Genomic DNA, 20,878 nt, shown 5'->3' on the forward strand with positions numbered 1-20,878 from the left:
GCTTAGGGAGGGTGAGATTGGATAACGCACAGCTGCTGATTAGCGGGCTGGCGAATGGTTGTGTCTACGGCCTGATCGCCCTTGGCTTTGTACTGATTTACAAAGCCACCGAGGCAGTGAATTTTGCGCAGGGCGATTTCATGATGCTGGGTGCGTTTGTCACCATTGGCCTTACGAATACGGAATATATGGGGCTGCCCTTCTGGCTGGCGCTACCGATTTCACTGGGGATTATGGGCGCACTTGGGTATCTGATCGATCGGCTGATCATCCGCCGCGTCTTTGGCGAAAGTCAGACTGCCGTGGTGATCCTAACCATCGCCTTGGGCTTTGTGATCAGGTTTGCAGCTGGTCTGATCTGGGGGCACGAGCCGCAAACGCTGCAGAACCCATTGGCTGGTAAGGAAATCCGGTTCGGTGGTCTTGTGCTGGGGATGGAGGACGTGGCCGTGATTGTTGTCACCGTCCTACTGACCTGGGGTCTTTATGTGTTCTTCAGCAAGACCAAGCTGGGGCTTGCCATGCAAGGTGCGTCTCAAAACCAGTTGGCGGCCTATTACATGGGGATCCCGGTCAAGCGGGTTCAGGGCTTAATCTGGGCATTGGCCGGAGTTGTCGCCGGGATTGCCGGAATTTTGTTCGCGGCCAAAGGCTCGGTCGATCCCACAACTGGGCTTCTGGGGATCAAGGCATTTGCAGCAGCTGTGATCGGCGGGTTCGGCAGCCTGCCCGGCGCTTTGGCCGGCGGGCTAATCGTCGGCGTGATTGAGCCCTTCGCTAGCCGCTATATCGCAGCCGGGTACAGTCAGATCGCGCCTTATGCGCTGTTGCTGGCAGTTCTGATCTTTCGACCGCATGGGCTGTTCAGCCAGGTGCGGGTCAAGAAGGTCTGATCGCATGCGGATTGTTTTCAAAACAAACTATATGCAGGACATTCGCCCGTGGAAGGATGGCTATCAGCTTAGCCTCTATCTGATCCTGTTGGCGGTCGTAGCCGCTGCGCCGTGGTGGCTGGATGATTTCTATCTTGGAGAACTGACCAATGTCCTGATCTGGGCCATCGCAGGTTTGGGCTTGATGATCCTAACCGGCCATACCGGGCAGGCCAGCCTTGGCCATGCCGCCTTTCTGGCCGTTGGGTGCTATGCCAATGTTATCCTGATCGAGGCTGGAGTACCATTCCTCATCGCTTTCCCTCTGGCGGGTCTGTTGACCGGCATCGTCGGAGCAACCGTCGCCATCCCTGCGCTGCGCTTGCATGGCATCTATCTTGCGATCTTCACCCTGGCTCTGTCTGTGCTCATGGACGACATCATCGTTCTGGCCGAACCCGTCACCGGAGGTGTCGCGGGTAAATATCTGGGTGGTGTCGAAATCTTCGGACATCTGGTCGATCGTTGGGCCACCCCGGCCCCGTTTTTCTGGCTGGTGCTGGCCGTCGCCGTTATCGTGACACTGGGCTATATCAACCTATTGCGCGCGCCCTTGGGCCGCAGCTTCATCGCCGTACGAGACTCTGAGGTCTCAGCGCAGGCGATGGGTGTGGATATCGCGCGCACCAAGACGATCTCTTTCGCCCTCTCCTGCGCCGTCACCGGACTAGCAGGCGCTTTGATGGGTATGTTCTCTGGGGCGTTCAATAACGAGACCTTCAGTGTCGTAATTTCCATCCAATTGCTGATGATGATCGTTATCGGAGGTCTGGGCTCAATCCATGGCGCGTTTTTGGGCGCAATCGTGATCGGTTTCCTGCCGCAGTTTTTGTCGATTTCAAAGGAATACGCAGCAGCCCTGTTTGGTGGTAATACGGTCGCCATTCCGGGGCTCGAATTCGGCATCTTTGGCATGATCCTGATCGCCTTCATCCTGTTCGAACCGATGGGTCTGTATGGTCGATGGCTAAAAATCCGGACGTGGTTCGAACTGTTCCCCTTCTACCGCAAGGACATGTTCAAAAGACAAAAGTCCTATCTCAAGACGGAGCGTCTGAGATGAGCTTGCTGGAGTTTGAAAACGTTACCCTGAAATTCGGCGGTCTGACTGCTGTGGATGATCTGTCCTTCAACGTGCAAGAAGGTGAGGTGTTCGCCATCGTCGGTCCCAACGGCGCCGGCAAATCAACGGTCTTCAACCTGATTTCGCGCTTCTATGATCCTTATGCAGGGGCGATCCACTTTGACGGGCATGATCTGCTGCGTATCAAGCCCTCGGGTGTCGCGGCCTATGGCGTCGCGCGGACATTCCAGAACATTGAACTGTTCGAACATGCGACCGTTTTGCAGAACCTCCTGGTCGGGCGCCACCGGCACCGCAAAACCAATCTGATCTCGGAAATTCTGTTCTCGCCCTCAGCTCGCAGGCAGGAGATCGACAACCGAGAAAAGGTTGAAGAGATCATCGACTTCCTCGACCTCCAGGCCTTTCGTGACAAGATGATCTCGGGCTTACCCTATGGCGTGCGTAAGGTGGTCGAAGTCGCTCGAGCGTTGGCCACCGATCCAAAACTCCTGCTGTTGGATGAACCCGCCTCGGGCCTATCGGTGGAAGAGACCACAGATATGCGTTGGTGGATCGATGACATCCGGCGTCAGATGGGCATTACCGTGCTTATGGTAGAGCATGATATGGGTCTGGTCTCGGGCGTATCCGACCGGGTTCTTGCCATGGCCGACGGAGCGAAGCTTGCCCTTGGAACCCCAGCCGAAGTTCAATCTCATCCTGCTGTGGTAGAGGCCTATTTGGGCAAAGCTTCATGAACCAACCGATCCTTAGCATTCGCAATGTTGAAAGCTTTTATGGCCCGATCATGGCCATTCGTGGCGTGTCATTGGACGTGCATCGAGGGCAGGTCGTTTCAATCCTGGGCGCAAATGGCGCGGGCAAGACAACGCTGATGAAAACAATCTCAGGCGTGATGGATCCCGAAAAAGGTTCAATCACATTTGACGGTCAGCAAATACAGGGATCGGAACCTCACAAGGTCGTGCAAAAAGGCATCGTCCATGTGCCCGAGGGACGCGAGGTCTTTCCACTTTTGACCGTCGACGAGAACCTGAACCTTGGGGCTTATACCCTGTCGGATAAAGGACAGATCGATCATGACCGCGATCTGGTGTTTTCCTACTTTCCTGTGTTGAAAGACCGCCGCAATCAAGAGGCTGGCACTCTGTCCGGCGGGCAACAGCAGATGCTGGCGATTGGGCGCGGCCTGATGGCTAACCCGCGTATCATGCTGCTGGATGAGCCCTCGCTGGGCCTATCGCCGCTGCTGGTGCAAGAGATTTTTGGCATTCTCAAACGCCTGAATGACGAACAGAGCATGACAATGATGCTGGTCGAGCAGAACGCCAATGCGGCACTGGAACTCGCCCATCATGGCTATGTAATGGAGATCGGACGGATCGTTATGGATGGTGCGGCTGAAACCTTGCTGCAATCCGAGGACATTCAGAACTTCTATCTGGGCGTTCAGGAAGAAGGCGCGCGAGAAAACCGCCGCTGGAAACGCAAAAAGACGTGGAGGTGAGCTGGATGGACGCAAGCCCCCTGCCCCCTCAGACCAGTATCAACGGTGTGCAGTTCAACGCTACGCCCGGTCAGAGACCCCTGCGAGTCGATGGCTGTGTCACGATATGCGAGTTATTCCAGAAACGCTGTGCCGAACTGGGACCGCGTACGGCGCATCGCGAGAAGGACTTCGGCATCTGGAAATCCTACTCATGGGCCGACTACTGGCAACACGCCAAATGGATCGGGCTGGCCCTGCGCAAGCTGGGTCTGCAACGTGGCGAGGTTGTCTCGATCCTGTCCGAAGACCGCAAGGAATGGGCGTGGTTCGACATGGGCATCCAGTGTGTCGGAGGGATTGCTTCGGGCGTCTACACCACAGATTCGGCCAGCCAGTTAAAATACCTGATCAATGACAGTGGCAGCCGGTTTCTGATCGTTGAAGATGAAGAGCAGTTGGACAAGTTCCTCGAAGTCGAGGCGGATCTGCCCGATCTGCTCAAGGTCATTATCCTTGAGGATGAAGGCCTGCACGACCTGGATCATCCGCGATGCATGATGATCGAGGACTTGTATGCTCTGGGGCAGCAGGCTGAGTTCGATGAACCCGGCGCATTCGAAGCAGAAATCGCTGAAACCACGTCACAAGACACCGCCCTGCTCATATATACTTCAGGTACCACCGGTAATCCCAAAGGCGCCATGCTAAGCCATGAGAACATCATGGCCGCGATAGAGGCAGGGGCGCATTCCCTGCCCTCCCAATCAACCGACGAACAGCTATGCTTTCTGCCGCTCTGTCATATCCTCGAACGCGACGTGTCGATCTACTACCCGCTTGCGATGAAGACTACTGTGAATTTCGCTGAAAGCCCCGAGACAGTGTTCTCCAACCTGCAAGAGGTCTCTCCCGCCACCTTCACTGCCGTCCCGCGCGTGTGGGAGAAGATCTACTCGCAGGTCATGTTCATGGCGAAAGAAGCAACGCCCACAGGGCGCTTCGCCTTTGCACAGGCGCTCAAGTCTGGAATGGCGCGGGCCGAATTTATCCTTGCAGGCAAACCTGTTCCAGCACCGATCGCTATGCAGTTCTGGCTTTGGGATCGGCTTGTTCTGCGCAACCTGCGCCGGATGCTGGGCTTAGATCGTCTCCGCCGAGGCGGCTCTGGTGCAGCGCCGATCTCTCCCGATTTGCTCAGGTGGTATTGGGCAATTGGTGTGCCCATTGTCGAGGGCTTCGGTATGACTGAAACCGCCGGCATAGCAGCGCTGAACACGCTTGAGGCCAACAAGATCGGCACCATTGGGAAACCTGTTCCTGGCAACGACCTGCGCATCTCGGATGACGGAGAAATTCAGGTCAAAGGCCTGAACGTCTTTCAGGGCTACTGGCGCAACAATGCCAAAACAGCCGAAAGCTTCACCTGCGACGGCTGGCTGCGCACTGGGGATATGGGGCATATCGACGAGGAAGGTTTTGTCACCATCACAGGGCGTCTCAAGGACATCATCATCACTGCGGGCGGTAAGAACGTCACGCCCGCAGAGATCGAGAGCGGGTTGAAGTTCAGCCAGTATATCTCGGACGCGGTGATCATCGGGGATCGGCGCAAGTATCTGACGGCGCTAATCATGATCGATCAGGAAAATGTTGAGAAATTCGCACAAGAGCGCAAGATCCCCTTCTCGAACTTTTCTTCCCTTTGTGCTGCGTCCGAAGTGACGGAGCTGATCGGCGAGGAAATCGCAGCGGTCAATAAGGACTTTGCGCGGGTCGAACAGATCAAGGATTTCCGGCTGATCGACGTGTTGCTCACTGCCGAAGATGAGGAGCTGACGGCGACTATGAAACTCAAACGTGGTCTGGTGGAAAAGAAACACGCACATCTCATTGAAGATATGTACAATTAGTTAAGGGGCGACCCAACAGGGAGGAGAAGTATGAAACACTTATTTAAGGGCCTTGCCGCAGCGACGGCATTGACTGCATCCGCCACGATCAGCTGGGCGCAAACACAAGGCGTGACAGATGACGAGATCGTCATTGGCTCAGTCAACGACCTCAGCGGCATCTTCGCTGCCGTGGGCGTTCCGGCCACCAAAGGCGCAAATGTGGTCTTTGATCGCGTCAACGCCGAGGGTGGCGTGCATGGCCGCAAGATCCGCTTTGTCGTCGAGGATAACGGCTATCAGATGCCACGCGCGATGCAGGGCTATAACAAGCTGCTGAACCGTGACAAGGTTTTCGCGATGTTGCAGTCGCTGGGTACGCCGATGAATGTTGCTGGGTTCAAGCTGCTGGACCCGAAAGGTATTCCCAACGTCGCCCCTCTGACCGCCGCGCGGCAAATGCTGCAAGAGCCGATGAAGAACAAGTTCACCTCGTTCTCGACCTATTACGATCAAGCTCGGATTGGGGTGAAGTATCTGAACGGTGAATTTGGATCGCAAACCGTTTGCACCATGTACCTGCCTACTGATTTCGGTGAGGAAATTCTGGAAGGCAGCAAAGCCGGAGCCGAAGAGGCTGGCATCACTTTCGGCGCTGAGACCACCCACAAACCGGACGAGACGGATTTCGTGGGGTCCTTGAGCAAGCTTAAAGAAGAAGGTTGTGACATCGTCACGATGGCGCTCGGCGTGCGTCAGGCAATCACTGTTGTTGGAACGGCCAAGAAAATGGGCCTGACCGACATGAAGTTCCTCGGCACCTCTGCCAGCTTCCTAACCGTGGTGGCGCAGGTGCCCGGTGGTGTGACCGACGGTTTCTATGCGGCGGCCTCGTGGCTGGATCTCTGGGCGCGCGCCGAAGAGCCAGCCCCGGCAGCATTTATTTCTGAATACAAAGAGGCTACGGGCGAAGACCCGGTCGGATTTTCAATGCTGGGCTATTCAGCGGCCGAGATGATGGTCAAAGCGCTTGAAGCTGCAGGTCCTGATCTGACGCATGATAGCTTCATCGCCGCGATGGAATCTCTGGATTACATGGATGAGTTGGTCGGCAACCAGATCACCTATGGGCCCGATGACCATCAGGGTGCTGACTCTGTATTTGTCAGCGTCGTCGAAAATGGTGCGTGGAAACTGGTTTACGAAGAATAAACCGAACAAGGAAAAAGGGCTCGCAGTTGCGAGCCCTTTCCAATTCGGTATCCGTAGCGATTAACGCTTCGAGAACTGGAACGAACGACGCGCTTTGCGCTTACCGTATTTCTTACGTTCCACAACGCGGCTGTCGCGGGTCAGGAAGCCAGCGGCTTTCAGAGCGCCACGCAGGTTGGGATCGTACAGTTGCAGCGCTTTCGAGATGCCGTGCTTGACCGCACCGGCCTGACCGGTCAGGCCACCGCCTTTGACGGTTGCAACAACGTCAAACTCACCTTCCACACCAGCAACCTGGAACGGCTGGCGCAGGATCAGCTGCAGAACGGGACGCGCAAAATACTTGTCCTGATCCTTGCCGTTCACGGTGACCTTGCCGGAACCCGGCTTGATCCAGACGCGGGCAACAGCGTCTTTACGCTTGCCGGTGGCGTAGGAACGACCCAGCTCGTCACGTACGGGTTCACGTACGATAACTTCTTCGGCCACGGTTTCAACGCCTGCGACGGCGCTCAGCTCTTCGAGAGTATTGATCTGATCAGCCATCGGTCATTAGCTCCGGGTGTTTTTCTTGTTCATGGACTTAACGTCCAGAACTTCGGGCGCTTGCGCCTCATGAGGATGCTCGGCACCAGCATAAACGCGCAGGTTGGTCATCTGCTGACGCGCCAGACGGTTGCCCGGCAGCATGCGCTTGACCGCTTGGGTCACGACGCGCTCGGGGTGTGCACCCTCAAGGATCTGCTGCTTGGTGCGCGACTTGATGCCGCCCGGGTGGCCAGTGTGCCAGTAGAAGTTCTCTTCGCGCTTCTTGCCAGTCATCTGGATTTTGTCAGCGTTGATCACGATGACATTGTCGCCCATGTCCATGTTGGGTGTGAACGACGCTTTGTGCTTGCCACGCAGGCGCATGGCGACGATCGAGGCAAGACGGCCCAGAACAACGCCCTCGGCGTCGATCAGGATCCATTTCTTGTCGATGTCTGCAGGTGTTGCAGAAAAGGTTTTCATGGCAGGATAGTCCTGTTTGATGTGAAAGACCGCCCCTTGGCGGAGCGGCCCGAATTCGATGGAGGGGGTTTAGACCTACTAGTTATGCAGGTCAATACAGGCAAAGTATAATATATCTATCAATAACAATAACTTATAAAATAGGTATTATTTTACCCCAAAATTTCTTCGGCATATCCAACTTTACGTAGTTTAGCTAAGCTAGACTCAACCAAGATCATCCAATGTCGGAGGTGGCAATGCAAGAATTGGAACAGGTTATCGCTGCCTATGGTGCGGCATGGCAGTCGACCGATCCCGAAAGGCGACTGAGCCTTCTTGAGCAGTGTTTTACACAAACTGGTCGTTACGTCGATCCAACTGCAGAAGTTTCCGGCAGAGATCAACTCAATGCCCATATCGGAGCGGTTCTGAGTGATACAAAGGGCCGAGTTGAGCTGACCAGTGAGCCGAATTCACACCATGATGTGGTCCACTTCACCTGGCATATGGTTGCTCCCGATGGTTCCATTATGGTGGCCGGACATGATTTCATTCGTCTCGATGCCGATGGTAAAATTGCACATTTGTCGGGCTTTTTCGGCGACCCTTCCCCGGTGCAATAACGGCTAGACGCTTATTTGTTCGGGTGGGTTATCCAGCAGCGCGCGCAGGCGCAGCATGGCATCTTCGAACTTCTCAAGCGAGACATGCCCATTCACCGCTATACGAACGGCATTTGGCGCGCGACCATCCCGCAGCGCGAATTCATCGGCCGATCGCAGCTGAATACCTTCCCGCTCGGCCGCCCGGCTGAACGCAGCAGACCGCCAACCGGAAGGCAGATGAAGCCAGACGAAGGGAATTTCAGAATCCCAGTTTAGATCGAAGCCGCCCAGGGCGTTTACCGCCACACGTACATATTCGCCCATCTTGGTACGGACGTTTTTTGCAAGTTGCCTCGCCTCTGGATGTCCCAACAGCAACCGCGTCAACTCAGCCAAAGGCTGGGCGAGCCCGAAATACCCGTATTCTGCAGAACGCCGCAGATCGACGCTCTGCTCTTTCGGTGCGATGGCGAAACCTACCCGTAATGCTGGTGTGAGAGTTTTCGAAATTGACGAAACATGCCAGCCCCGTTCGGGTGCCAAAGCACGATAGCTGGGCGCGCGGGCCTCGCCCATGCGATAGCAATCGTCTTCAATGATCTGTAATTCATGCTTTCGCGCAATCTCGACAACTTCTTTGCGCCGCTCCAAAGGTGAATGCCCGCCCGTTGGGTTCTGCACTTCGGGTGAGACGCAGATCGCCTGCGCCTTCGTCTGCCTGAGGATGTGGTCCAGCGTATCGGGGCTTATGCCCCATTTGTCCATTTTTACCCCGACAACCTCGGCGCGCATCAACTCACCTGCCCGTCTGAACCCGGCATAAGACAAGTCCTCAACCAACACGATGGGTTTCGGATCTTTTAGAACGGTCTGGAACACAACGCAAATGCCACTTTGCCCACCATGTGTCAGTACAATGTCATCTGCATTAATTGAGCCCAGAGGAAGATCTGACAACCAGTCGGCCACAACCTGGCGCACGGGTAGGTAGGCATCTCGGGTCGGATAGTTCATAAACATCCGCGGATCGCCTTTTGCAACCTTTTCAAGGCATTCGCGGATTAATGTCACCTGCCCCACATCCGGCAAGCGTGGGCTGAACAGGCTGACATTGGATTCATATTTGTCGTCCCTCAGATGTAGCTGCCGCGACCAGACATCATCCAGAATGGGCGATCTCGGCGGGGCTACAAATGTACCACGACCGACCTCGGCTTGTAGCAAACCTTCATCGGTCAGGATCGTATAGGCGCGCGCGACAGTGCCTGGTGTAATCTTTAATCGATACGCCAGTTCCCGCACCGGAGGCAGTTTCTTTCCAACCTCCAGTGTTTTGTTTTCTATCGCTTTTCGGATCGTGTCAGCGACCAGAGTATATTTTGGACCTTTGGATTTCGGTAACGCCTCTGGCCAAATTGCATCCATTACAATTCTTCCTTTGATTTCGACACAATGCTGAATGTATCAAGGCAGTGTACCGAGCATATTTACTTTGTGTCAATACAATTTGAAAGGATACCCAAGATGACACGCGCAATGCACAACCCCGCCCTCTTGCTGCTGAACGACAGCCCCCGGCTGCCGCTGATCGCCGCGCTGGCCGTGCGGTTTGCGGCGTCGGTCACACAATGGGAACAACGCCGCCGCAGCCGGGTAAACTTAGGTAAGCTGGATGACAGGCTGCTCCGCGATGTCGGGCTGACCCGCCATCGGGCAGATGCAGAAGTCAGCCGCTATTTCTGGATGAAATAGACTATCCCCAGTCCCATCTAAGGGACCTCTTCCTGGCCGGGGTTTATCCCCGGCCTTTTTTACCCAAAGGCAGCAGCGGCTGAGCCTTCTGGAGGAAGCGAATAGGTCATGCTGGCCCGCGCGACGGGTTTGTCAGAGCCTTCCGAGTAAATCAGCACATCCCCGACAGCCAGCGTTCTACCTAATTTCAACAACTTACACTCAGCAATCAGGTCCGCCCCGCCTTCCGGCTTGCGCAAGAAATCCAGAGAACTGTTGGTCGTGACAGCCAGAGATTGCCGACCTTTCCGTGCCAAAACCATTGCATATACACTGACATCGGCCAGCCCGAACATGGAAGGACCAGATACTGTGCCTCCGGGGCGCAGGTGACGGTCTTCGACCCTCAGGCGCATGGTGATGTTTGCTTCTCTCAGATCCTCGACGACAAAGTCGCTATGAACCTGTGGGAACACCTGCGCCAGGTATTCCGTCAATTCTTGTTTATTCAGTGCTAATGACATGCTTCCCCTCGTCGCTCTGCCCGCCTAGAGTTGGCCTGAACGCCAGCGGGAGGGCAAGATGGCAATTCTGGAACGTAACGATACAGGTGCGATCGCACGGCTTCGAATGAACGCGCCTGAGCGGTTGAACGCCCTCAGCGATGAAATGCTGGCGGCCCTGCAGGCAGAGTTCGATGCGCTGCGCGAAGACAAGTCGATTCGTGTTGTTGTTCTTTCCGGTGCGGGGAAAGCGTTTTGCGCGGGGCACGATCTGAAACAGATGACCCAAGGGCGGCAGGCACCCGATGGTGGGCTTTCCTATTTTCAGGATCTGTTCGACCGATGTGCCAAGATGATGATGTCCATTCAGTCCCTGCCCCAACCCGTGATCGCCCAAGCGCACGGGATCGCCACTGCCGCAGGGTGTCAGCTTGTAGCAACCTGTGACCTGGCAATCGCGGCCGAGGGCACACGGTTCGGCGTAAATGGTGTCAATATCGGCTTGTTCTGCTCCACTCCGATGGTGGCTCTCAGCCGGAATATACCGCGGAAACAGGCGTTTGAAATGCTCACGACCGGTGATTTTATCACCGCCGAACGCGCGGCTGAGCTGGGTCTGATCAATCGAGCGGTTCCCGAGAACTTGTTGGAAGATGAAACCAATGCGTTGGCCGAGAAGTTGGCAGGCAAGCTCAGCAGTGCCGTGAAAATCGGTAAAACCGCTTTTTATCAACAGATTACAATGCGGACTGATCAGGCATACGATTATACCGCCGAGGTAATGGCACAGAATATGATGGACCGGAATACTGAGGAAGGGATTAGTGCCTTTATCGAAAAGCGCCCGCCTGATTGGCACCAGTAACGCAATTATTTAATACATTTTTGCCGACTGTTCGCATTTTTTCACTTTTCAAAAGGGCGACACTGTGGCAAAGCTGGGTCAAGGCCAAGGCCTGACCATACTTTTGGGTCGCCGTGGGCGGAAGGTCCCTCCAAGCTGGTTTCTCTCACCGGCGTTGACATTCCCGCAGCGGCGACCCCAAGAATCCCCCTCAGAACTAAAGCGATTACTGCGCATTGCGCATGGCGCTGCTCTGCCCTATTTGGCAGCACATGACAGAGACATTGCATATCGTGGGCGGCGGCATGGCCGGGTCCGAGGCCGCCTGGCAGGCAGCGGAAATGGGCGTGGATGTTGTGATCCACGAAATGCGTCCTAATGTGGGCACGTTTGCACACCAGACCGGCAATCTGGCCGAGATGGTGTGTTCGAACTCATTCCGATCGGATGATGATGAACAGAACGCAGTCGGCTTGCTGCATTGGGAAATGCGCGCGGCAAACGGGTTGATCATGACGACCGCAGATAGCCATCGCCTGCCTGCGGGTGGCGCGCTTGCGGTTGACCGTGATCCTTTTGCCGAAGCCGTAACTGCCAAGCTGAAGGCCCATCCACGGGTCTCGGTCTCAGCGGAAGAAGTTACCAGTCTACCCCAAGACGGAAAGTGGATCTTTGCAACCGGGCCGTTGACCTCGCCCGCATTGGGGGAAGCCATTCGCGCAGAAACTGGTGCCGAGGCGCTGGCCTTTTTCGACGCGATCGCCCCCATCGTCTATGCAGACAGCATTGATATGAGCAAAGCCTGGATGCAGTCACGCTACGATAAGGGCGAGACTGAGGAAGAGCGCACCGCCTACCTCAACTGTCCGATGGATCGTGACCAGCACGAAGCCTTCATTGATGCGCTGCTGGCTGCAGATAAGACCGAATTCCACGAGGGAGAGACCGCTGGTTATTTCGACGGCTGTCTGCCGATCGAGGTTATGGCCGAGCGCGGTCGTGAAACTTTACGCCATGGCCCGATGAAACCTGTTGGCCTGACAAATCCGCATCAACCGGACGTAAAACCTTATGCCGTCGTCCAATTGCGGCGCGACAATGCCTTGGGCACGTTGTTCAATATCGTCGGTTTTCAAACCAAGATGAAATACGGAGCGCAGACCGAGGTATTTCGTATGATACCGGGTCTGGAAAATGCCAGCTTTGCGCGATTGGGTGGCATTCACCGCAACACTTTCATCAACTCTCCGACTTTGCTGGACGCGCAGATGCGGCTCAAGTCTAGGCCAAATATTCGTTTTGCGGGGCAAATCACGGGGGTGGAAGGCTATGTTGAAAGCGCAGCGATGGGCCTTTTGGCAGGCCGTTTGGCCGCTGCCGAAATACTGGGCCGATCCCTTCCCGACGTACCGCAAGACAGTGCGATGGGCGCATTGATTCACCACATCACGGGCGGCGCCGAAGCCAAGACCTTCCAGCCGATGAACGTGAATTTCGGTCTGTTTCGCCCGGTCGACGGCCTGAAGGGGGGGCGCCGAGGCCGCAAGGACCGCTACAAGGCCTATACCGATCGCGCAAAGGAAGTCTGGAGCGATTGGGTAAAGCAGTGTTGACTGGACGTCGCCCCCAGCCTGCGCCTAACATGTAAGGTATGAGCGATAAGTTTCTGAAAGACACATACAATCTGAATTCTGCCCAGGAAACGCACGATCACTACCAAAAATGGGCGGCCTCATACGATGATGAAGTCGGTGAGCACGGATATGTCACCCCGGACCGTGTTGCGGCAGCATTGAAATCCTTTGTCTCAGATGCTGATGTGCCGGTGCTGGACTACGGATGCGGTACCGGGTTGTCGGGTTTAGCACTTCGCAAGGCGGGTTTTCGTGTCATCGATGGGATGGATCCAACACCAAAGATGCTGGAAGGTGCCGCTGCCAAGGGGGTTTATCGCAACTTGATAAACTTCGAAGTTACTGATCCCAACCCCATTGAGGCCGAAGCTTACTCAGCCATAACATGCATTGGCGTCATCGGTGTTGGTGCCGCGCCGCCTGAAACCTTTGATCTACTTATGAACGCGCTACCACGTGGCGGATATCTGGCGTTTTCCTTCAACGATCACACTTTGGCTGACCGCACTTACACCGGGCGGCTGAACGACTGGCTGGACATGGGTCACGCAAGGCTGTTATTCCGCGAATACGGTCCGCACCTACCGGGTATGGACATGAAATCTGACGTTTATGTTGTTGAAAAAACGTGACATTCACAACGCGTTTCGCACCATCTCCAACAGGTCCGCTGCATCTAGGGCATGCCTATTCCGCGCTTCTTGCGTTTGATCAGGCACGGGCTGCGGGTGGATCATTTCTTTTGCGGATCGAAGATATTGATCAATCGCGATCCAGGTCTCGTTGGGAAACCCAGATCTACGACGACCTGCACTGGCTTGGACTGCACTGGCCGCACCCGGTGATGCGCCAGTCGGACAGGCTGCCGCGATACAGAGAGGCATTGGAGATTCTCAAAAACACGGGCCTGGTCTACCCTTGCAGCTGCAATCGTGCCGATATCGAATCTGCGGCCGGTGCTCCGCAGGAAGGTGTACCCCAGTTCGGACCTGACGGGCGCATCTATCCAGGCACGTGCCGCGACCGCCCTTTGTCGGATGCTTCAGCTGGTGATGTTCTGCGCCTGAACATGCACAAGGCAATCAAGGCATCCGAACTTCGTGGATTTTGTGAAACTGGTGCGAAGTATTTGGGAACGCATGAGCTTGATGCGCACAACCTCATGAACGCGGTTGGCGATATCATTCTCGTTCGGCGCAATATGGGCAGTTCGTATCACCTGTCCGTCGTGGTTGATGATGCGGATCAGAACATCTCCCATGTGGTCCGGGGCGAGGATTTGTTCGATGCCACGCAGATACATGTCCTTTTACAAGGGCTGCTTGGGTTGCCGACACCTGTTTATCATCATCACCGTCTGATCCGGGACAACAACGGCAAACGCCTCGCAAAACGTGACGACGCACGCGCCATCTCGCTTTATCGCGAACAAGGAGCATCTCCTGCTGAAATCAGAGAGATGGTGGGCATTTGACCTGACCACCATCAGAGGCCCCACTATTCCATCGGCTTCATGAGCTCGACTTCGGTCCCATCGCGGACGGCCGTGTAGAAACAACTTCGCCGATTGGTGTGACAGGCTGGCCCCGTTTGGTTTACCACGACCAGCAGGCAATCCCTGTCGCAATCGACGCGAAAATCCACCAGGGCCTGAAAGTGGCCTGAGCTTTCGCCCTTGATCCAGAACGCCTGTCGCGACCGCGACCAATACGTAACCCGTCCGGTTCCCAACGTGCGCTCGATGGATTGGACATTCATCCAGGCCATCATCAGAACCTCGCCCGTCGCTTCGTCCTGTGCGATCGCGGGGATCAAACCCGCCTCGTTAAATTTCAGTGTCGACGGATCGAACAAGACTGCGTCAGCCATCGCAAAAACCTTTTGCATCCTAGAATCCCGCCATTATGTATGGGGAATGGACAACGAGGGAAAGCCATGAGCGGCGAAACCGATCTGATCAAGCTCTACTCCGGGCGCATCTTGGCGCTAGCTGCGGATATTCCGCATCTGGATCGCTTGGATAATCCCGATGCGACGGTGAAGAAACGGGCCCCTTTGTGTGGATCGACTGTAACTGTTGACGTCAAGCTTGAAGACGGGCGGATCGCGGACTTTGGGCAGGACGTAAAAGCCTGTGCGCTGGGTCAGGCCTCGGCCTCTGTCGTGGGCAGTTCCGTGATCGGAGCGACGCGGTCGCAGGTCGAAACCGCACGTGATCAGCTTTCCGCAATGCTGAAGAAAGACGGCCCTGCCCCCGAGGCGCCCTTTGACGGGCTCGAAGTTCTGATGCCCGCGCGGGACTACAAGAACCGCCACGCGTCAATCCTGCTGGCGCTTGACGCGACCGCCGAGGCGATGGAGCAGGCCGAACAAGCCAACTGCGCCTGATTGGCTTTTCCATACAAAGCCGTATAGGGTGCCCCCAATGATTGGGGGGGCTAACGTGAACAATTTGCTGGAACATTTTGTGACGCTCTGGGTCGTGATCGACCCGATCGGCACCATCCCCGTCTTTATCGCTGTCACTGCTGGGATCGCGACGGGTGCGCGTCGTAAAACCGCTTTACTGGCCGCGTTGGTCAGCGCAGGCATTCTGCTGTTCTTTCTGATCTTCGGGCAACTTGTGATCGAGGCTTTGGATATCGGCCTAAACTCGTTTCAGGTTGCAGGCGGAATTATTCTGTTTCTCTTCGCTCTGACCATGATCTTTGGCGAAAGCAAACAGGTGATCGAGCAGCGCCAGGCCGAAGAAGACTTGGACGACAAAATGCACAAGACCAATCCGGCCATATTCCCTTTGGCCGTCCCTTCGCTTGCGTCACCGGGCGCGATGCTGGCGATAGTGGTTCTAACGGACAACAACCGATACAGCGTTGCCGATCAGAGCATCACTGCACTGGTTATGCTGGTCGTTATTGCCATAGCGTTTGTGCTGATGCTGCTGGCCGAGCCGATCATTCGGATGATCGGGCATTCCGGCGCAGCGATCATCAGCCGCGTGATGGGGATGATCCTTGCATCTGTCGCCGTAAATTCAGTTCTATCCGCCACGATCGAAATCATCAAAACCGGACAGCTGTAAAAAGAACCGCCGCACCTTCCGGGCGGAAAGGGCGGCGGCAAGTCATGCGTTTCTCATGTAGGGTCCGGATCACCGCACGGGGCCGAGGCAGGCCCCTTCAAGGGAAATGGGACAGGCAGGTCACCCTTGACTATGACGGGGAGACAAGCGCGGTGTGATCGGCACGAGATCGCAGGCAGAAAGGCTTAGAACCCGGTTGGCAGGTGAAGGGCAACCACCAGCATCACAACCAGTGAAACCGCGCCCGCTGCATCCTGCAAAATCGTGGATTGTGAACGGGTAAAGGCAGTTTTGATCTGGCTCAGCATGGTCTCACCTCCGGTCAGGTTTAATCCTTTGTTGACCTTTTGTTCTCATATTTTAACGAGTCGGTAAAGAACTTTTTGAGAACATTTGTGAACTTAGTGGGATTTTCGGTCTAACCCACTGATATCAAACGGATCGCCTGATCCTGCTTCATAAGCCACAGAAGAACACGCGCAGCCTGCCCCCGATCCGAGGTCAATTTGGGGTCTGCGGACAGCAAAGCGCGCGCATCTGATTGCGCCACCGCCATCAGCCCAGCTTGCCTTTCAAGATCAGCTATCCGGAACTTTGGCAGGCCAGACTGTGCGGTTCCGATCAAGTCACCCGCACCGCGCATCTGCAGATCGGTCTCGGCAATGCGGAAGCCGTCTTCAGTTTCTCGGAGTACCTCCAGCCGTTTGCGACCACCCTCGCTAAGCGGTGGCTGATACATCAACAAACAGGTTGAGGCATCTTCACCACGTCCAACTCGGCCCCTAAGCTGATGCAACTGCGCCAGACCAAAAATCTCTGCCCGCTCAATCACCATGATCGTGGCGTTGGGCACGTTCACCCCAACCTCGATCACCGTAGTAGCGACAAGGACTTTGGTCTTACCACTCTGAAACGCCGCCATTGCGGCGTCTTTATCGGCGGGCGGCATTTGGCCGTGTACCAGACCCACCACATCGTCCCCCACGATCGCGCGCAACCGTTTGAAACGCTCTTCAGCTGCAGTCAGGTCCGAGACCTCGGATTCATCGACTAATGGGCACACCCAATAGCATTGTTTGCCTGCATCAATCGCACCGCGCAGATGGGCCACAACTTCGTCCATGCGTTGCGTGCTGACGACTGCGGTCTTGATCGGTTTACGACCCGGCGGCTTTTCATCCAGCACCGAGACGTCCATATCGCCGTACTGCGCAAGCGCCAAACTGCGCGGGATGGGCGTAGCGGTCATCACCAGCACATCCGCGCGTTGGCCCTTTTCGGACAGCTCCATGCGTTGGCGGACGCCAAAACGGTGCTGCTCATCAACGATGGCCAGCCTTAGGGCTTTGAATTCAACATCGTCCTGAAACACCGCGTGGGTTCCGACCAATATCTGAATATCTCCCTGCTTCAGCGCAGCCAGCTTCGCTCGACGCTCAGCCCCCTTGTCGCGCCCTGTCAGGATTTCCAGCACAACTCCGGCTTCTTCTGCCAATGGTCGCAGCCCTTCAAGATGCTGCCGGGCAAGGATTTCGGTAGGGGCCATCATCACCCCCTGCCCGCCAGCTTCGACGGCTATAAGCAGCGAAACAAATGCTACCAGAGTCTTTCCTGCCCCCACATCGCCCTGAAGCAACCGGTTCATCCGCGTCTCAGCGGCCATATCTGCCGAGATTTCCTCGATCGCGCGTGTCTGCGCTCCGGTTGGTCGATATGGAAGGCTTGCCAGCACCTTGGATTGCAAAGCACCGGTGCCGAGACTGACGATCCCTCGCGCTTTACGCTCACGCTGTCGTGCCAGGGCCAGCGTCAGTTGATGTGCGAGCAGCTCATCGTAAGCCAGACGTTCCCGCGCAGGCGCAAAAGGTGCTACGTCGTCCGCCCCTTGTGGGTGATGCGCCGCGTGAATAGCAGTTGTCCAATCTGGCCAATTCTGTTGTGCCACCTGAGCGGGGTCGGCCCATTCGGCCAATGCAGGTACTCGCGCCAACGCACTTTGAGCAGCTTTATAGGCAGTTTTTTGCGTTACACCCTGCGTCAGATGATAAACCGGCTCAAACTCGGGCAATTCGCCTGCGTTTTCAGGCGCGACCATATGATCGGGGTGTACCATCTGAGCCATGCCATCGAACAGCTCAAGCTTTCCCGATACCACCCGGCGTGCGCCCTCCGGCAACAGCTTCTTCAGATAGTCTCCTCGGGCATGAAAAAACACCAGTTGGAAATCCGCCTGACTGTCTTCAACATGAATGCGATATGCGCCCCCTTTGTTCCGCGGTGCTCGATGCGCGCCGATCGTCACCTCAACAGTCAGAGTCGTCGGAAGGTCGGCGCCCTGAATCGTATCGCGTCGCCGCCGGTCAATCACCGCATAGGGTAGCGAAAACAATACATCGCGCGGTGAATCGATCCCTAATTGGCACAGAAGCTGCGCGGTCTTCGGCCCCACACCATCTAGTGTTTCAAGACCCGCAAACAGCGGAAAGAGCTGTTCAGGCCTGCCGCTCATAGATCGCCAATCAGTTGAAGCCAGCTATCTTCATCCAAGGTTTCGATGCCCAGATCAGCCGCTTTTTTCGCCTTGGACCCTGCGCCCGGGCCCGCCACGAGCAAATCAGTTTTCTGACTGACCGAGCCGGATACCTTGGCCCCCAGCGCTTCGGCGCGGGCCTTGGCCTCGGCGCGTGTCATCTTTTCAAGCGTTCCCGTAAACACGACGGTTTTTCCTGCGACCGGACTGTCTGACGCAGGAGCCTCTGGTGGAACAACCGTCAGATGTTTACGCAGATCATCAAATGCTTGGCGTTCCTCCGAATTGGCAAACGCATCAGATAGTGACAACCCGAGCGTGGCGCCGATTCCGTCGATACCAATCAGATCAGCCCAGGCGCTGGCGGCATCTGTCGAAACATCCATTCGCACGAAAGCCGCATCCCGAACTTCTTTAACTTTCGCGCGTCTCGCTTCTGCAGTAGCCGCGATTCTCTCGGCGTCTTCCGCTTCATCGGCTGCACGCTGCGCAAGCGCGGCAGGCCGGGCCGTATCAATGGAGGCCGCCATTACATCCCATTCCCGATAAAACAACGCCAAATCTCGTGCACCAACTTCGCCCACATGACGAATCCCCAGAGCGAACAACAGACGGGCAAACGGTATGGTTCGCTTGTCATCGATCGCTGCAAACAGGTTGCTGGCCGATGTCTCGCCCCAGCCGTCGCGGTTTTTCAATCGGGCCAGGTTTTCGGCGTCGCGATCTTTCAATGTAAATATATCAGCGGGTGTGTTTATTGGCAGAAGAGGATCGCCATAAAACATCTCGATTTGTTTTGCGCCAAGCCCTTCGATATCGAACGCCTTGCGCGATACGAAATGTTTGAGTTTTTCAACCGCCTGCGCGGGACATATCAGCCCCCCTGTGCAGCGGCGGACCGCATCCCCCTCTTCCCGGATCGCGTCGCTGTCACATTCCGGGCATTTCGTCGGGAAAGCAAAGGGCCGCGCATCATCGGGTCGTTTCGACAGATCAACATCCGAGATTTTCGGGATCACATCCCCGGCCCGATAGACCTGAACCCAATCTCCAACGCGAATATCCTTGCCCTCACGAATGACTCCGCCTTTGGCGTCCCGCCCTGCAATATAATCTTCATTGTGTAGGGTCGCGTTCGAGACAACTACCCCGCCAACGGTTACCGGATGCAGCCGCGCTACCGGGCTAAGCGCGCCTGTACGACCCACCTGAATGTCGATGGCTTCAAGCCGCGTCCAAGCCAGTTCGGCAGGAAACTTGTGCGCAATTGCCCAGCGGGGCGTGGTAGATCGGAAACCCAGCCGGGCCTGCAGACTCAGATCATCGACCTTGTATACGACCCCATCAATGTCATAGCCCAAGGTCGCGCGCTGAGCTTCAATCTGACGGTAATGTTTCAACATCTCATAGGTCGTTGAGCAACGCCTTGTCAGCGCATTGACCTTGAACCCCAAGGTTTTGAGGCGATCAATTGCGCCCAACTGAGTCTCAGCCAGCGGTGCAGACAATTCACCCCAGGCGTAGGCAAAGAATTTCAGCGGGCGAGATCGTGTTATTTCGGAATCCAGTTGACGGAGCGAACCAGCCGCAGCATTGCGCGGATTTGCAAAGGTCTTTCCACCTGTTTCGACCTGACGTGCGTTCAAAGCCTCGAAATCATGGTGAGACATGTATACCTCGCCGCGAACCTCAAGAACGTCTGGTGCACCCTCAATTCGGTGTGGAATATCGGAAAGCGTACGCGCATTTGCGGTAACGTTTTCACCGGTCTCACCATCACCACGTGTTGCAGCCTGCATCAGTTCACCCTGCTCATACCGTAGGGATAATGACAGGCCGTCGATTTTGGGCTCAGCTGTATAGGCGAGCGGTGCCTCATCTCCCAGTCCCAGATATTTGCGGATCGAGCGGTCAAAATCGGCAACATCCGTGTCATCAAACGCATTGCCCAGTGACATCATACGCACGGCGTGGGTCACTTTTGCAAACCCATCTGAAACGCGTGCGCCCACTTGTTCAGTAGGGCTGTCGGAGCGTTTCAGTTCGGGGAATCGCGCCTCGATCTCGGCATTGCGACGCTTGAGAGCATCATAGTCGGCATCCGAAATTTCTGGAGCATCTTCAGTGTGATAAAGCTGGTTTGCCCGCAGCAATTCCTTGGCGAGCCGGGCCAATTCTTCCCGAGCTTCATCTTCTGTCAGATCTGCGATTGCTGTGGTATCGCTCATGGCCCCGCCCTGTCACGTCGTCTTGAAAACCAGTGATAGGACGAGGCCATGGTCAGGTCTAGTGTTGTGCTGACACGCGAGTGGATTTACCGCCCCGGACCATCGACGGTAGCAATCAG

The 20,878-nt window shown here is 55.8% G+C and carries 21 protein-coding genes and 1 pseudogene; 14 read left to right on the top strand and 8 right to left on the bottom strand.

What is annotated here, in order from left to right; translation table 11 throughout:
- The first annotated feature begins 17 nt into the window (after nucleotides 1-17).
- Genes ACR0NM_RS05495 through ACR0NM_RS05520 form a run of 6 tightly spaced genes read left to right on the top strand, consistent with a single transcriptional unit; the run spans nucleotide 18 to nucleotide 6,609 of the window.
- A complete protein-coding gene (locus ACR0NM_RS05495) occupies nucleotides 18-893 on the top strand; it encodes a branched-chain amino acid ABC transporter permease (protein WP_170393104.1) in 876 nt (291 codons plus the stop codon).
- A gap of 4 nt (nucleotides 894-897) precedes the next feature.
- Entirely contained in the window at nucleotides 898-1,995 is a 1,098-nt protein-coding gene (locus tag ACR0NM_RS05500; protein WP_170421566.1) for a branched-chain amino acid ABC transporter permease, read from the top strand.
- Nucleotides 1,992-2,756, top strand: a complete 765-nt coding sequence (locus ACR0NM_RS05505; protein WP_480613556.1) for an ABC transporter ATP-binding protein — start codon at nucleotides 1,992-1,994, stop codon at nucleotides 2,754-2,756. Before ACR0NM_RS05500 ends, ACR0NM_RS05505 begins: the two co-directional genes overlap by 4 nt.
- Nucleotides 2,753-3,526, top strand: a complete 774-nt coding sequence (locus ACR0NM_RS05510; protein ID WP_170405694.1) for an ABC transporter ATP-binding protein — start codon at nucleotides 2,753-2,755, stop codon at nucleotides 3,524-3,526. The genes ACR0NM_RS05505 and ACR0NM_RS05510 overlap by 4 nt, the downstream gene beginning before the upstream one ends.
- A 5-nt stretch (nucleotides 3,527-3,531) precedes the next feature.
- A complete protein-coding gene (locus ACR0NM_RS05515; RefSeq protein WP_170646029.1) occupies nucleotides 3,532-5,418 on the top strand; it encodes an AMP-dependent synthetase/ligase in 1,887 nt (628 codons plus the stop codon).
- A gap of 30 nt (nucleotides 5,419-5,448) precedes the next feature.
- Nucleotides 5,449-6,609 carry an ABC transporter substrate-binding protein gene (locus ACR0NM_RS05520; RefSeq protein WP_170625921.1) on the top strand — a complete coding sequence of 387 codons (1,161 nt, stop codon included), beginning with the start codon at nucleotides 5,449-5,451 and terminating at the stop codon, nucleotides 6,607-6,609.
- Between the two features lie 60 nt (nucleotides 6,610-6,669).
- On the opposite strand, the gene rpsI is transcribed toward ACR0NM_RS05520, so the two are convergent.
- Nucleotides 6,670-7,155, bottom strand: a complete 486-nt coding sequence (gene rpsI, locus ACR0NM_RS05525; RefSeq protein ID WP_010440030.1) for a 30S ribosomal protein S9 — start codon at nucleotides 7,153-7,155, stop codon at nucleotides 6,670-6,672.
- A 6-nt stretch (nucleotides 7,156-7,161) separates the two neighbouring features.
- Nucleotides 7,162-7,620: a 50S ribosomal protein L13 gene (rplM, locus tag ACR0NM_RS05530; RefSeq protein WP_039536983.1), complete on the bottom strand. Its 459-nt coding sequence runs from the start codon at nucleotides 7,618-7,620 to the stop codon at nucleotides 7,162-7,164.
- Nucleotides 7,621-7,859: 239 nt separating this feature from the next.
- On the opposite strand from rplM, the gene ACR0NM_RS05535 reads away from it, so the two are divergent.
- The gene (locus tag ACR0NM_RS05535; RefSeq protein ID WP_480585020.1) at nucleotides 7,860-8,225 is read left to right on the top strand and encodes a nuclear transport factor 2 family protein; all 366 of its coding nucleotides are present in this window, start codon (nucleotides 7,860-7,862) and stop codon (nucleotides 8,223-8,225) included.
- 3 nt (nucleotides 8,226-8,228) lie between these two features.
- Here the strand turns inward: ACR0NM_RS05535 and ACR0NM_RS05540 are convergent, their stop codons facing one another.
- Complete coding sequence (locus tag ACR0NM_RS05540) at nucleotides 8,229-9,632, bottom strand: aminotransferase-like domain-containing protein (protein WP_480613559.1); 1,404 nt, start codon at nucleotides 9,630-9,632, stop codon at nucleotides 8,229-8,231.
- Nucleotides 9,633-9,731: 99 nt separating this feature from the next.
- Between ACR0NM_RS05540 and ACR0NM_RS05545 the strand changes: the two genes are divergently transcribed.
- Complete coding sequence (locus tag ACR0NM_RS05545; RefSeq protein ID WP_170393113.1) at nucleotides 9,732-9,959, top strand: YjiS-like domain-containing protein; 228 nt, start codon at nucleotides 9,732-9,734, stop codon at nucleotides 9,957-9,959.
- A 59-nt stretch (nucleotides 9,960-10,018) separates the two neighbouring features.
- On the opposite strand, the gene ACR0NM_RS05550 is transcribed toward ACR0NM_RS05545, so the two are convergent.
- Nucleotides 10,019-10,462: a PaaI family thioesterase gene (locus tag ACR0NM_RS05550; RefSeq protein WP_480613561.1), complete on the bottom strand. Its 444-nt coding sequence runs from the start codon at nucleotides 10,460-10,462 to the stop codon at nucleotides 10,019-10,021.
- Nucleotides 10,463-10,511: 49 nt separating this feature from the next.
- Here ACR0NM_RS05550 and ACR0NM_RS05555 point away from each other — a divergent pair.
- The 4 genes and pseudogenes from ACR0NM_RS05555 to gluQRS all read left to right on the top strand — a co-directional run.
- Nucleotides 10,512-11,306, top strand: a pseudogene (locus ACR0NM_RS05555) (enoyl-CoA hydratase); the annotation flags it as partial.
- Nucleotides 11,307-11,557: 251 nt separating this feature from the next.
- A complete protein-coding gene (gene trmFO, locus ACR0NM_RS05560) occupies nucleotides 11,558-12,898 on the top strand; it encodes a methylenetetrahydrofolate--tRNA-(uracil(54)-C(5))-methyltransferase (FADH(2)-oxidizing) TrmFO (protein WP_170405674.1) in 1,341 nt (446 codons plus the stop codon).
- A 38-nt stretch (nucleotides 12,899-12,936) separates the two neighbouring features.
- Nucleotides 12,937-13,551, top strand: coding sequence for a class I SAM-dependent methyltransferase (locus ACR0NM_RS05565; protein WP_170595665.1), 615 nt, complete (start codon nucleotides 12,937-12,939; stop codon nucleotides 13,549-13,551).
- The gene (gene gluQRS / locus ACR0NM_RS05570; RefSeq protein ID WP_170393118.1) at nucleotides 13,548-14,393 is read left to right on the top strand and encodes a tRNA glutamyl-Q(34) synthetase GluQRS; all 846 of its coding nucleotides are present in this window, start codon (nucleotides 13,548-13,550) and stop codon (nucleotides 14,391-14,393) included. The genes ACR0NM_RS05565 and gluQRS overlap by 4 nt, the downstream gene beginning before the upstream one ends.
- 23 nt (nucleotides 14,394-14,416) lie before the next feature.
- Here gluQRS and hisI read toward each other — a convergent pair whose 3' ends face one another.
- Entirely contained in the window at nucleotides 14,417-14,806 is a 390-nt protein-coding gene (gene hisI, locus ACR0NM_RS05575; protein WP_170735072.1) for a phosphoribosyl-AMP cyclohydrolase, read from the bottom strand.
- A gap of 48 nt (nucleotides 14,807-14,854) precedes the next feature.
- Between hisI and ACR0NM_RS05580 the strand changes: the two genes are divergently transcribed.
- Complete coding sequence (locus ACR0NM_RS05580; RefSeq protein WP_480613564.1) at nucleotides 14,855-15,307, top strand: iron-sulfur cluster assembly scaffold protein; 453 nt, start codon at nucleotides 14,855-14,857, stop codon at nucleotides 15,305-15,307.
- 55 nt (nucleotides 15,308-15,362) lie between these two features.
- Nucleotides 15,363-16,001 carry a MarC family protein gene (locus tag ACR0NM_RS05585; RefSeq protein ID WP_480613566.1) on the top strand — a complete coding sequence of 213 codons (639 nt, stop codon included), beginning with the start codon at nucleotides 15,363-15,365 and terminating at the stop codon, nucleotides 15,999-16,001.
- Between the two features lie 185 nt (nucleotides 16,002-16,186).
- Here the strand turns inward: ACR0NM_RS05585 and ACR0NM_RS05590 are convergent, their stop codons facing one another.
- The 3 genes from ACR0NM_RS05590 to ligA all read right to left on the bottom strand — a co-directional run bounded on the left by ACR0NM_RS05590 (nucleotide 16,187) and on the right by ligA (nucleotide 20,759).
- Nucleotides 16,187-16,309, bottom strand: coding sequence for a hypothetical protein (locus tag ACR0NM_RS05590; RefSeq protein WP_255612104.1), 123 nt, complete (start codon nucleotides 16,307-16,309; stop codon nucleotides 16,187-16,189).
- A gap of 110 nt (nucleotides 16,310-16,419) precedes the next feature.
- Nucleotides 16,420-18,510 carry an ATP-dependent DNA helicase RecG gene (gene recG, locus ACR0NM_RS05595; protein ID WP_480613568.1) on the bottom strand — a complete coding sequence of 697 codons (2,091 nt, stop codon included), beginning with the start codon at nucleotides 18,508-18,510 and terminating at the stop codon, nucleotides 16,420-16,422.
- Nucleotides 18,507-20,759, bottom strand: a complete 2,253-nt coding sequence (ligA, locus tag ACR0NM_RS05600; RefSeq protein ID WP_480613570.1) for an NAD-dependent DNA ligase LigA — start codon at nucleotides 20,757-20,759, stop codon at nucleotides 18,507-18,509. The genes recG and ligA overlap by 4 nt, the downstream gene beginning before the upstream one ends.
- Nucleotides 20,760-20,878 lie beyond the last annotated feature (119 nt).

The sequence above is a fragment of the Ruegeria sp. AF2 genome (assembly GCF_056542025.1).